Below are 11,619 nucleotides of genomic sequence, written 5' to 3'. Positions count from 1 at the left end.
ACGTGAGTCACGCCGGCACCCGCTGCCCACTATTTAGCTGGCACGTATCCGAAGAGAAGAGGGACCGAGGAGTAGTCCACGATGTTTCGGATCTCCGAGACGACGTCCGGGTTGTAGGCGTAGCTGGCGCCGACGCGGTACCAGGGCGCGAACCAGGCGTTGTCGACCAGGTAGCGATTGAGTTCCTCGCCTGCATCATCAGCGTCCCCGGCGTTGCGGGTCTGATCGATGAGCGCAGCCACATCGTCGTTCGTCGTACCGAAAGGGTTGTACGCAGACTCGGGAAGGATGTTCCTCTGAACGGTCACCCAGGCAGGGTCCAGACCCTGGACCGTCCACCCCATCGCATATTCCCCGCCGCTGATCGAACTCGAGAACTGCTGCGGAGTGATGGAGACCTTCTCGACGGTGATGCCGATGTCACCGAGCTGCTGCGTGATGAATGGCGCCACGAATTCTCCTGGGGGAGCGAAAGCCATCGGGACGGTGAAGCCGTCGGCGTAGCCAGCCTCTGCGAGCAGTGCGCGCGCTTTCTCCGGGTCGTAGGGGTAGGCCTCGTCGAGTTCCTCGACATATGCCGTTGTTCCCGTTCCGAAGAGCTGGGCCGTCTTCTCTCCGAGGCCCTTACCGGCCTGCTCGAGAATCAGGTCGCGGTCGAACGCGTGATTGATGGCCTGACGAACCCGGACGTCCTCGAGCTCAGGTGCCATGGCGCCGTTGCGGTCCATGAGGATCAACCCCATGACGCTCGCCGTCCAGGTCGCGATCTCAGCTCCCTGGGCCTCGACCTGCTCGATCTGACCTGGCTGGACCAGGGTGACGTCGATCTGCTTCGAGGTGAGCGCATTCGCTCGCGCGGTCGGGTCGGCGAGCACCCGGAAGTTCAGGCTGTTCCACATCTGGTAATCGGGCTGCCAGTAGTCCTCGCGCGCGGTCATCACGTACTGGCTGCCGCGGACCGAAGCGGCATCAAGCACATATGGTCCTGTTCCCACCGGGTCCGTAGCAATAGAGCCGCTCTCGATGCCTGCGGGGCTCGCGATGAGGCCAGCCTGCCGAGTGAGGTTGAAGAGGAGAGCAGGATTCGGCGCGCCGAGGGTCAGCCGAACGGTCTGTGCATCAGCGGCTTCGACGGCTTGCACACCACCAAGCTGTGCTGCCATGGGGCCGTTGCCGGCCATGAAGTTATCGAGGTTGATCTTGACGGCCTCGGCATCAAGTGCGGTTCCGTCACTGAACGTCACACCCTCGCGGATCTTGAGCTCCAGCTCAGTCCGCTCGTCGTTCACATAGGCCCACTCCTCGGCGAGGCCCGCGATCACCTCGCCCTCGAGGTCCGTGAGCAGGAGCGTGTCGTAGATCGCACGCTCCATCTCCAGCAGGTCTGCTGAGGGAGCGGCCTGCGCAGGGTCCCACGAGCTCACATCATTGATCACGCCCACGCGGAGGAGGTCTCCGCGTGAACCATCGCCGGCTGGGCTCGTCGTCGAGCCGCCACCGCCACCGCTGCAGGCGGTAAGCGCCAGCACCGCAACCGCTGCGGCGGCCGCTAGGGACTTCCGTATTGACATGTTGACCTTCCTCATTGAATGTCACAAGCACTCAGCTCGTCTCAAGCGATCGTCACCAGATTCGCTGAGCCCATTATGCACAAGATGGGCTTTGGCCACAACCGGTTGCCAAAGTCCGTTGACCGATTGAAACCAAGCGAGACAGGTCCTCTCCCCGCTCCGACCGCCTACCCTGTGCTTTGGTGCCAACCGATTGCCATGCGGCGTAGCCCAGCGATCGCACGGACACGGGAATCGAAGTCCGACACCTGCCGAGCTGCCACGACGCCGTGGACATCAGCCCTGCGCTCGTCCGATCGCGAGGCCGACCACGGCGACCGCAGCGAGAAGCGCAACGACCACCAACGCCAGCGCCGCCATGGCGATCCCCATCCCGCCTCTGCCCAGTCGATTCTCCTCACAGAGCTCCCGGCACACTCGACGGTAGCGAGAACGACTCAGACTGTAGAGGCAGGCGACCACCGACAGGACGGAGAGAAGACCCAGCAGGGCCGCATCGACCCCCAGCGCCGCCCCGCCGACGCGAACGCAAGCCGTGGACGCCACCGCGAGCGAGAGAATCGTCCGCTGCCAGGCGAGCGCCGTGCGCTCCGGCTGCAGTCCAGGGTCGAAGAGCAGCTGTCGTCCCTTCACCCCCATGCATGTCCCACAGCAAGCAGCGCCACGGCCAAGACGACTCCGATGACGATGACCAAGGCGCTGCTGGCAGGAGGCAACGGGCTGCCCTCCCGCAGTGCAGTCTCTGTTCGCCTCCAACCGCACCAGCCCTGCACCGCTGCCAGCAGACCCAGCAGCACGAAGATCGCAGCGGACGCGAAGCGAAGGGTCGGCGAGACCGGCACTTGAACGGCCTCCAGCGCAACCCCCACGGCCAGCAACGCCAGGGCGGTACGCACCCATGCGAGGAACGTGCGCTCATTGGCGAGACTGAACCGCGGGTCGGGCTCAGTTCCTCGCGCATAGACCCCTCTTGGAAAACGCTCCCTCACGCCGCTTCCGATGGGACGTCCAGCCTGACGGGGAGCCCGGGCTGGTAGCCCAGACGCCAGGTCCGAACCCAGACGGTCCTCTCCGTCAACGTGATCGGGCCAGTGTAAAGATTCCAAGGGTGCTCGAAGGTCATCCGCTGACCGAGGATCACTTCGAGCGGAATCGGGTCTCGCCGTCCAGGTGGCTCGTAGCTCCACCCGATCGACACTGACGGATCAGACACCTCAGCGGTGAGCTCGCCTCCTTCGCAGCGAACACGCGGCGCCTCCGCTCGTGGTCGATATTCACCGGTCCCCCACGTTTCGACAAGCGCATCCTCCGCGAGCTGCCCCAGATCGCCCGTCCGCTCCATCCACTGGTCGAGGGCCGCGCTCAGCTCAGCCAACTTCGCGCCATGCTCGGGTGACCCCACCAGGTTCTCCGTCTGGTGGGGGTCGTGCAGGATGTCGAAGAGCTCCTCCGGTTCCTTGTGCGAGTCCACCAACCTGCGCTGCGGGGGCGTAAGGAGGAGCGCCTGCTCGCCGTTTCCGGTGAGCTGTGCCTCTTGATAGCGCAGCTCCCGCAGGTTCCGCCACGTCGCGAAACGCTCTGGGTAGTGCGAGTACTGCATCCATGGGCGGTCCGGATGCAGGTGTCGCGTGTATCGGAATCGCTCATCCCTCACCGTGCGGGACGTGTCCCGATCGTCCACCATCCGATCTCGAGCACTGAACGCGTACTTGCGCGCCTCGAGCACCTCACCCTCTCGGTCGTACAAGGGTGTTGCCTCCAGAGGCGCAGCGGGTTGGACGTCCGCCATCGTCAGGACCGTCGCTGCCAGATCCTGCAGCTCCACGACCTCGGAGCGCACGGAACCTGGCTCGATGTGCTCAGGCCAACGCATGATCAGCGGGACGCGAACTCCCGCTTCCGAGGCCCAGCGCTTGGCGCCGGGCATGCCAGCACCGTGGTCGCTCCAGAAGATGACGATCGTCTCTTCGGCGAGTCCATCCTCCTCCAATTGCGAGAGCAGGTCCCCGACCCACATGTCCATGACGGTGATCAGATTCAGGTACGCACTCCAAGCGCGCCTGAAAGACTCGGTGTCCGGGTGGTAGGGAGGCAGCGACACATCCTCGGGGCGCACACGGTCCTCAACCGACAGAGCCGCGAGTGCAGCCTGAAGCCGCTCTTCCGGCGCGTAGATCTGGGACTCGTGCGTGGTCATGCCGTGGAACGCGGCAAAGAATGGAGTCTCGCGAGTCGGGCGGTCTCGCCAGTGCGCAGTCGCCGAGCAGTCGTCGAAAGCAGTCGGCGGAACGTCGAAATTGACATCCGTGAACCAGTTGTTGGTCGTGTAGTAGCCGGAGCGTCGGAGCGTCTCACTGAACAGCTCGACATCCGCTGGTGGCACGGCAGCACTGCGCATGTGCATGGTTCCCGTCGATATGGGATACCTGCCCGTGAAGACCGCAGACCGGGACGGTGCGCAGATCGGAGCCGCCGAGAATGCCTGATCGAACCTCACCCCCTGCGCTGCCAGCCGATCGAGGTTCGGTGTCCGAGCTTGCTCTGCACCCGGCCAGATCCCGGCGTAGGTGCCGAGATGAGGATTGATGTCATGGGTCGAGATGAACAGGAAGTTCGGACGAGACATGGCTGCTTCTCCACTTCTACGCATGCGGCAACCGATTGCCAATGCGGGATTCAAGACTAGCTCAGGCCTCGGGTGCGGCGTCAAGCCCGCATCCCATCCGGTTACGAGCAGAAGGAGGCAGGCTCGAGCCAGGCCCGCGAAGGAGTTCTTCCAGGTTTCCTCTGCGGAAGTCCGTCTACTATCTCCCGAAGCAAGGGGAGTACTCCCGTCTGCGGTGTGCCCGTCAATACGAGCGTGATTCCACGTTCCGGGGCGCCGGTTCCACCAGGTCAGCGTCGCTGATCTGGTCGGGGCGGAGGAGACCTTGGTGTCGTTGTCGAACACCAATCCCCCTTTGGAGTACCCCCATGCAGGTCACGACCTCTGTCTGGCTGATCACGATCGCCGTGACGATCGGCTTCTTCGTCTACGAGTTCTTCGCCCATGTGCGGAAGCCGCACGAGCCGACCATCCGAGAATCCGCGCGCTGGTCCGCGTTCTACATCGGCCTCGCGCTGCTGTTCGGCGTCGGCATCGGCTTCGTCACCGACTGGCGCTACGGCGGCGAGTACTTCGCCGGCTACCTGACCGAGAAGGCGCTGTCGCTCGACAACCTCTTCCTGTTCCTCATCATCATGACCGGCTTCGCGGTGCCGAAGATCTACCAGCAGAAGGTGCTGATGATCGGCATCGTCATCGCGCTCATCATGCGCGGCGGGTTCATCGCCGTCGGCGCCGCCCTCATCGAGAACTTCTCCTGGGTCTTCTACCTGTTCGGCGCGCTGCTCTTCGTGCTCGCCTACCAGCAGATCAAGGGCGACCACGGTGACCCCTCGAACAACGCGTTCATGCGCTTCGTGCGCCGCATCCTGCCCGTCACCGACGAGTACCACGGCGACAAGCTCACCGTGAAGAAGGACGGCAAGCGCTGGGTCACCCCGATGCTGCTCACGATCGTCGCGATCGGCTTCATCGACCTGGTCTTCGCCCTCGACTCGATCCCCGCCATCTACGGCCTCACGAACGAGGCGTACATCGTGTTCACCGCGAACGCCTTCGCCCTCATGGGCCTGCGCCAGCTGTTCTTCCTCATCGGCGGACTCCTCGAGCGCCTCGTCTACCTCAGCCAGGGCCTCGCCGTCATCCTCGGCTTCATCGCCGTGAAGCTCGTCTTCCACGCCCTGCACGTCAACGAGGTGCCGTTCATCAACGGCGGCGAGCCGCTGCTGTGGGTGCCCGAGATCCCGATCTGGTTCTCGCTCACGTTCATCGGCGCGACCATCGCGGTCGCCACGATCGCGAGCCTCCTCAAGACGCGGAACGACCGCAGCAAGTCCGAGCGCTCCACGGTGCAGGACGAGCCCATCGAGACGGCCGCCGACGCGACGGATGCCCGGGTTGCGACGGATGCGACGGATGCGCGCGCGAGCATCAGCCCGACCTCGGGCGAGGCGTCCAGCTCATCCTCGAGCGAGGCGACCCGCACGTCCTCGAGCGACGCGACCCGCACCGGCGGGCGATCCAACGACGCCTAGCGGCAAGTGCCGCCTCCCCGGCGATCGCTGCCAGTCAAGTGGCCCCTTAGCGCCGCTCATCCGCCGCCGCTGCCAGTCAAGTGGCCCTTTAGCGCCGCCGAGAAGCAAGCACTGCCAGCCAAATGGCCCTTCTGGACTTCCCAGAAGGGCCATTCGACTGGCAGCGATGCGGACACGGCGCGTTGCCCCGCCCCGAAAGATCGGCAAGGTGGAGGCGAGAGGCGAGAGGCGAGAGGGCGGAGGAGACTCACCTCGCGAGCGCCCATCTCAACGCTGCCAGCCGAATGCCCCCTACCCCCTCCCGGTGATCGCTGCCAGTCAAGTGGCCCTTGAGCGCCGCCGAGAAGCAAGCACTGCCAGCCAAATGGCCCTTCTGGACTTCCCAGAAGGGCCATTCGACTGGCAGCGATGCGGATGCGGCGCGCGGGGCGAGCGCGCGGCGGGGTTACTCCTCGAGGGGGCCGAGGGCGGCTTGGGCGACGAAGCGGGCGACGGGCGACGCCGTCACCTCGAGCTCGATGACCGAGATCGTGTTCGTGCCGGATTTGAGGACCGAGCCCGGCACGTAGAGCGTCTGCTGCGGCCCGCTCCGCCAGTAGCGCCCGAGCAGGAAGCCGTTGACGAGCGCGTATCCCTTGCCCCACTTCGAGGTGTCCAGGTACAGATCCGCCGGCTCTTCGAGCTCGAACTCGCCGCGAAGGCCTGTGAGCCCGAGCGGCGTCCCGGGATGAGCCAGTGACGAGGATGCGTCGGCGGCAGCGAGGCCAGCACCACCGACATCGGCAGGAGCACCAGCAGAACCAGCGGCGAGGTCAGCCCCGGCCGCGGCGATCGCCACTCCGGCTTCGGCGACGTCGATGGGGGTCGCCGTCCATCCTTCGAGCGGTACCCCGTCGAGGAGTGGCGTGCCGATGATGCCCTTCTCCTCGCCGATGCGCTCGGCGTAGTTCACGCGGCCCTGCTCTTCGACGAGCACGCGCAGTCGCTGCCCGGGCGGGACGACGATCGCGGTCTCGTGGAGGGTGCGCGAGAGCGTGCCGATGGGGATGCCGTCGACCGAGACCCATGCGTGGTCGCGCACCTCCTCGAACTCGAGCAGGCGAGGCTTGGATGCGTCGGGCAGCTCGACTTCGTAGCTGATGAGCGCGCTGAGGTGCTGCAGCGCGTCGAAGGTCGGTGGGACGGCGTACGTCGCTGGCGAGGCGAGAGTCCCGTCCGAGCGAGCGGCGTCAGCCGATGCAGCCGAACCAGCCGAACCGGCCGAGCGAGCAGTGTCAGCCGATGCAGCCGATGCAGCCGAACCGGGCGAGCCGGCGCGGGCGTCCGAGACGGTCGGCAGCCACGCATCCGCCGCAACGACGGAGAGCGGAGCCGTGAACTCGGGCGCAGGCCCGCCGGCGGCCGGCGATTCGGCGGGCACGTCCGCGTATTTCGCGATGACGTCCTTGAACGCGAAGAACTTGGGTGTCGGGTTGCCGGCCTCGTCGAGTGGGGCGTCGTAGTCGTAGGACGTCGCGATGGGCAGGTAGCGGCCTTTGTGGTTGGCGCCATTGGTGAGGCCGTAGTTGGTGCCACCGTGGACCATGTAGAAGTTCACGGAGGCGCCGGCGGCGAGGAGCGCGTCGAGCTCGCGCGCCGCATCCTCGACGCTGGTCGTGTGGTGGAAGGCGCCCCACCAGTCGAACCAGCCGTCCCAGAACTCCGCGCACATGAGGGGGCCGGTGGGCTGGTGGCGTCGCAGGGTGGCGAGGCGCTCGTCGGCGCGCGACCCGAACGAGCCGGTGAGGTGGGCGCCTGCGACGCTGCCGTCGCTCAGCATCTGGTCGGTGGGCTGGTCAATCGTCGTGAGTGGCACCGTGATGCCAGCCTCGCGGGTGACCTCGATGAGCCGCTCGAGGTAGGCGGTGTCGTTGCCGTACGCGCCGTACTCGTTCTCGATCTGCACGAGCACCACGGGCCCGCCCAGGTCGATCTGCCGCGGTGCGACGATGTCGTAGACGCGCCGCAGGTACGTCTCCACCTCGGACAGGTACGCGGGCTCCGACCGGCGCAGCCCGATCCCAGGCATCGCCGTGAGCCAGGTCGGCAGGCCGCCGTTGTGCCACTCGGCGCAAATGTACGGTCCGGGCCGCACGATGGCGTGCATCCCCTCGGCGGCGATGAGGTCGAGGAAGCGCCCGAGGTCGTTCCAGCCCGTCGCATCCCACTCCCCCTTGCGGGGCTCGTGCGCGTTCCACGCCACGTACGTCTCGATGGTGTTGAGCCCCATGAGCTTCGCCTTCTGGATGCGGTCAGCCCACTGCTCGGGATGCACGCGGAAGTAGTGCAGGGCCCCGGAGAGCACGCGGTGCGGCTCGCCGTCGAGGAGGAAGTGCTCGTCGCCGATCTCGAAGGTCATATGGGCGTGTTCCAGTCTTCTGTCTGCGTCGGCAGGGGTTCGGTTTCGGTGAGGTGCGGTGAGGCGCTGGCGGGCTGGCGGGCCGCGGCTCAGCGGAGGACGGCGTCGCCGGAGCCTTCGACGAGGCCGCGCACGTCGCCCCAGCTCGGCTGCGACTCCCAGTCGCCGTCGGCGCGGCACGCGCAGGCTCCGCAGGCGGCGGCGGTGAGCATCCGCTGCTCGAGGGTGCCGCCGCGGGTGAGTTCGACGAGGTAGCCGGCGGCGAACGCGTCTCCGGCTCCGACGGTGTCGACGACGTCCACACGGTAGGCGGGCACCTCGAGCTCGAGCTCGCCGTCGACGCCGGATGCGCCGTGCTCGCCGCGCTTGATGAGCACCTGGGTGGGCCCGAGGGCCTGCAGGGCGCGGGCCTGCTCGAGGGGCGAGGATTCGCCGACGATCATGGCGGCCTCGTCGTCGCCGGCGAAGACGATGTCGCTGAGCGCGACGAGCTCACGGTAGCGGGGCGCCGCGGTCTCGGCCGACCAGAGCTTGCTGCGGTGGTTGACGTCGAACGACACCGTCACGCCGCGCTCGCGGGCGAACCGGACGGCGTTCAAGATCGTCTCGGCCGAGCTGTCGCTGAGGGCGAGGCTGATGCCGGTGACGTGCAGCACGTCTGCCCCGGCGATCACGTCGTTCGGCACGTCGGCCGGGGTGATGCGGCTGCCCGCGAACCCGTGCCGGTAGTAGGTGACGCGGCTGTGCCCTGGGCGTGGCCGGTCCTTGACCATGAGCGCCGTGGGAACATCCGCGTCGATGCGCGCGTGCAGCTGCACCTGCTCGGCCCGGAGGGTGCGACGGATGCGGTTGCCGATGGCGTCGTCGCCGAGCCGTCCGATCCAGGCGACCTCGCTGCCGAGGCGGGCGGCGGCGATCGCGACGTTGCTCTCGGCGCCGCCGAAGCTCATCTCCGCGTCCGATTGCAGGTCGAAGCCGCCGGCGCGGCGCGCGAGCACGAGCCCGAGCGCCTCGCCGATGGTGACGATGCCGCTCACGCGGCGGCCGCCTTGGCCTGCAGCACCTGGGCGGCGATCTCTGACGCCTCGCGTGCCGCCGCGGCGACCGCATCCGCTCCGGCGTCAAGCAGCTTCGCGCCGCCGAGCCAGCTGCCGCTGACGGCGAAGACGGCCGGATGCTCGAGGTGCTCGGCGAGGTTCGCGGGCGTGATGCCGCCGCTCGGCATGAACGTGATGCCGCGGAACACGGACGCGTAGGTGCCGAGCAGCGCGAGCCCGCCGAAGTTTCCGGCGGGGAACAGCTTGAGCTGCGTGAGCCCCAGCTCGCGGGCCGCCGTGATGTCGGTTGGCGTGAGGGTGCCGGGGAGCACGGGCACGCACGCGCGCTGTCCGGCGCGCACCACGTCGGCCGAGAGGCCGGGCGACACGAGGAACTGGGCACCCGCATCCAGCGCCTGCTGCGCCTGCTCGACGTCGAGGACCGTGCCGGCTCCCACGATGAGGTCGGGGCGGCCCGCGATGTGGCGCATCGCGGCGAGCGCCCCGTCGCCGCGGAGGGCGATCTCGACGATGCCGATGCCGCCGGCGACGAGCCCGTCGGCGAGCGCTTCCGCCTGCGCGGTGGTGCTCGGTGTGGAGAGGGGAACGATGGGGTGCCCCTCGAAGAGGGAGCTCATCGCGCGAGCCACCCGCCGTCGACGGGGAGGACGACGCCCGTGACGTACGCGGCGGCGGGGCTCGCGAGGAACACGGCGGCGCCGCCGAGGTCGTCGGCCTCACCCCAGCGGCCGGCCGGGATGCGCTCGAGGATGGAGCGCGAGCGGTCGCTGTCTTCGCGCAGCGCCTCCGTGTTGTCGGTGGCGATGTAGCCGGGGGCGATGGCGTTGACGGTCACGCCGCGCGCCGCCCACTCGTTGCTGAGCGCGTGCACGAGGCCCGCGATGGCCGACTTCGATGCGGTGTAGCCGGGCACGTTGATGCCGCCCTGGAAGCTGAGGAGGCTCGCGGTGAAGATGATGCGGCCCTCGCCGCGCTCCACCATCGCGCCGCCGACGATCTGGCTGAGCACGAACTGGCTGGAGAGGTTGACCTGGATGACCTCGTCCCACCAGTCGAGCGAGTGCTCGGCCGCTGGTGCGCGGCGGATGGTGCCGGCGTTGTTGACGAGGATGTCGGCGTGCTTGACGGCGTCGCCGAACTGCTCGACCGCGGCGCGGTCGGTGAAGTCGACGCCGTGGCCTTCGAAGCTGCGGCCGAGGGCGCGGACGCGCGCGCCGACCTCGCCCCCGTCGGCTTCCTGCTGCGAGGAGGCGGCGATGATGTCTGCGCCGGCTTCGGCGAGGGCGGTGGCGATGCCGAGGCCGATGCCGCGGCGGGCTCCCGTGACGACTGCGGTCTTTCCGGTGAGGTCGAAGCTGGTCATGGTTAGCCTTCCTGAACGTTGACGAGGATCTTCATGGCGGCGGCACCCGACAGCTGGTCGAAGGCCGACTGGGTCTCACTCAGCCCGACGACGCTCGTGATGAGTTCGTCGGCGGGGACGGCGCCGGATGCGAGCAGCTCGATGGCCCGCTCGAAGTCGGCGCGCACGTAGACGCGGGCGCCGATGAGCTCGAGCTCGCGCCAGAAGACGCGGTGGAGGTTGATGGGCACCGGGTTGGGGTGGATGGCGACGAGCACGACGCGTCCGCGGACCTTCGCGTAGTCGACGGCGGTGAGGGCGGTGACGGCGACGCCGGCGACCTCGAAGACGACGTCGGCGCCGGCTGAGCCGGTCGCTTCGTCGATGATCGCGACCGCGTCGCTCGTGGTCGGGTCGATGGTGCGGGCGCCGAGGCGCTCGGCGAGCGCGCGACGCTCGGGGTTGGGCTCGATGACGTACACGGTCGCGCCGGTGGCGGCGGCGACGAGCGCGATGAGCTGGCCGATGGGGCCGCCGCCGATGACGACGGCGGTCTCGCCTTCGGTGAGCCGCGAGCGCGACACGTCGTGGCAGGCGACGGCGAGCGGCTCGACGAGTGCGGCGTGCTCGAGGGAGAGGGATGCCGGCAGCGGGACGACGAGGTCCTCGCGCACGTTCCACAGCTCCTGCAGCGAGCCGGGCGAGTCGATGCCGACGAAGTTCAGGTTCTGGCAGATGTGCGAGTTGCCGGCCTTGCAGGCGGGGCAGGTGCCGCACCAGTCGAGGGGCATGACGGTGACCTTGTCGCCGGCGGCGAACGCGGTGACGCCCTCGCCGACGGACTCGACGGTGCCGCTCATCTCGTGGCCGATGGCCTGCGGGACGTCGACGCGTGCATCCATCGACCCGTGCAGCACGTGCAGGTCGGTGCCGCAGATGCCCGTGTAGGCGACCCGGATCTGGACTTCGCCGCTGGCCGGCGCTGGCGCCTCGACCTCGTTGACGACGATGCGGTGCTCGCCGCTGTACTGCGCTGCTCTCACTCCCGTGCTCCCTTGCTCGGTGAAACTTGTTTCCGTTGCGAGGTCCGACTGGCGGAACTCGGTTTCA

10 protein-coding genes are annotated in these 11,619 nt (G+C 67.8%); 1 reads left to right on the top strand and 9 read right to left on the bottom strand.

Annotation, left to right across the window (positions count from 1 at the left end):
* Nucleotides 1-29: 29 nt before the first annotated feature.
* The 4 genes from C5B97_RS02500 to C5B97_RS02485 all read right to left on the bottom strand — a co-directional run bounded on the left by C5B97_RS02500 (nt 30) and on the right by C5B97_RS02485 (nt 4,197).
* A complete protein-coding gene (locus C5B97_RS02500) occupies nt 30-1,571 on the bottom strand; it encodes an ABC transporter substrate-binding protein (RefSeq protein WP_181026869.1) in 1,542 nt (513 codons plus the stop codon).
* A 276-nt stretch (nt 1,572-1,847) separates the two neighbouring features.
* Complete coding sequence (locus C5B97_RS02495; protein ID WP_219819747.1) at nt 1,848-2,204, bottom strand: DUF202 domain-containing protein; 357 nt, start codon at nt 2,202-2,204, stop codon at nt 1,848-1,850.
* Nucleotides 2,201-2,560: a YidH family protein gene (locus C5B97_RS02490; RefSeq protein WP_104310534.1), complete on the bottom strand. Its 360-nt coding sequence runs from the start codon at nt 2,558-2,560 to the stop codon at nt 2,201-2,203. The genes C5B97_RS02495 and C5B97_RS02490 overlap by 4 nt, the downstream gene beginning before the upstream one ends.
* The gene (locus tag C5B97_RS02485) at nt 2,557-4,197 is read right to left on the bottom strand and encodes a sulfatase (RefSeq protein ID WP_104310533.1); all 1,641 of its coding nucleotides are present in this window, start codon (nt 4,195-4,197) and stop codon (nt 2,557-2,559) included. The genes C5B97_RS02490 and C5B97_RS02485 overlap by 4 nt, the downstream gene beginning before the upstream one ends.
* Nucleotides 4,198-4,544: 347 nt before the next feature.
* Between C5B97_RS02485 and C5B97_RS02480 the strand changes: the two genes are divergently transcribed.
* Nucleotides 4,545-5,711, top strand: coding sequence for a TerC family protein (locus C5B97_RS02480; RefSeq protein ID WP_104310532.1), 1,167 nt, complete (start codon nt 4,545-4,547; stop codon nt 5,709-5,711).
* A 445-nt stretch (nt 5,712-6,156) separates the two neighbouring features.
* On the opposite strand, the gene C5B97_RS02475 is transcribed toward C5B97_RS02480, so the two are convergent.
* The 5 genes from C5B97_RS02475 to C5B97_RS02455 form a co-directional block, all read right to left on the bottom strand.
* Nucleotides 6,157-8,109, bottom strand: coding sequence for a beta-galactosidase family protein (locus tag C5B97_RS02475; protein WP_104310531.1), 1,953 nt, complete (start codon nt 8,107-8,109; stop codon nt 6,157-6,159).
* An 89-nt stretch (nt 8,110-8,198) separates the two neighbouring features.
* A complete protein-coding gene (locus tag C5B97_RS02470) occupies nt 8,199-9,146 on the bottom strand; it encodes a sugar kinase (RefSeq protein ID WP_219819746.1) in 948 nt (315 codons plus the stop codon).
* Nucleotides 9,143-9,784 carry a bifunctional 4-hydroxy-2-oxoglutarate aldolase/2-dehydro-3-deoxy-phosphogluconate aldolase gene (locus C5B97_RS02465; RefSeq protein ID WP_104310614.1) on the bottom strand — a complete coding sequence of 214 codons (642 nt, stop codon included), beginning with the start codon at nt 9,782-9,784 and terminating at the stop codon, nt 9,143-9,145. The genes C5B97_RS02470 and C5B97_RS02465 overlap by 4 nt, the downstream gene beginning before the upstream one ends.
* Nucleotides 9,781-10,530 (bottom strand): SDR family oxidoreductase, encoded by a 750-nt coding sequence (locus C5B97_RS02460; protein ID WP_104310530.1) that lies wholly within the window; start codon nt 10,528-10,530, stop codon nt 9,781-9,783. The genes C5B97_RS02465 and C5B97_RS02460 overlap by 4 nt, the downstream gene beginning before the upstream one ends.
* Before the next feature lie 2 nt (nt 10,531-10,532).
* Nucleotides 10,533-11,552: a zinc-binding dehydrogenase gene (locus C5B97_RS02455; protein ID WP_104310529.1), complete on the bottom strand. Its 1,020-nt coding sequence runs from the start codon at nt 11,550-11,552 to the stop codon at nt 10,533-10,535.
* Nucleotides 11,553-11,619 lie beyond the last annotated feature (67 nt).

The sequence above is a fragment of the Pseudoclavibacter sp. RFBB5 genome (assembly GCF_002931555.1).
GTDB lineage: Bacteria > Actinomycetota > Actinomycetes > Actinomycetales > Microbacteriaceae > Pseudoclavibacter.
Note: the sequence above shows the minus strand (reverse complement) of the source record. Positions and strands in the feature narration are given on the sequence as shown.

Coding starts and splice junctions, on each gene's coding strand:
- C5B97_RS02500 (WP_181026869.1), bottom strand. CDS start 1,571: ATGTCAATACGGAAGTCCCTAGCGGCCGCCGCAGCGGTTGCGGTGCTG.
- C5B97_RS02485 (WP_104310533.1), bottom strand. CDS start 4,197: ATGTCTCGTCCGAACTTCCTGTTCATCTCGACCCATGACATCAATCCT.
- C5B97_RS02480 (WP_104310532.1), top strand. CDS start 4,545: ATGCAGGTCACGACCTCTGTCTGGCTGATCACGATCGCCGTGACGATC.
- C5B97_RS02475 (WP_104310531.1), bottom strand. CDS start 8,109: ATGACCTTCGAGATCGGCGACGAGCACTTCCTCCTCGACGGCGAGCCG.
- C5B97_RS02465 (WP_104310614.1), bottom strand. CDS start 9,784: ATGAGCTCCCTCTTCGAGGGGCACCCCATCGTTCCCCTCTCCACACCG.
- C5B97_RS02460 (WP_104310530.1), bottom strand. CDS start 10,530: ATGACCAGCTTCGACCTCACCGGAAAGACCGCAGTCGTCACGGGAGCC.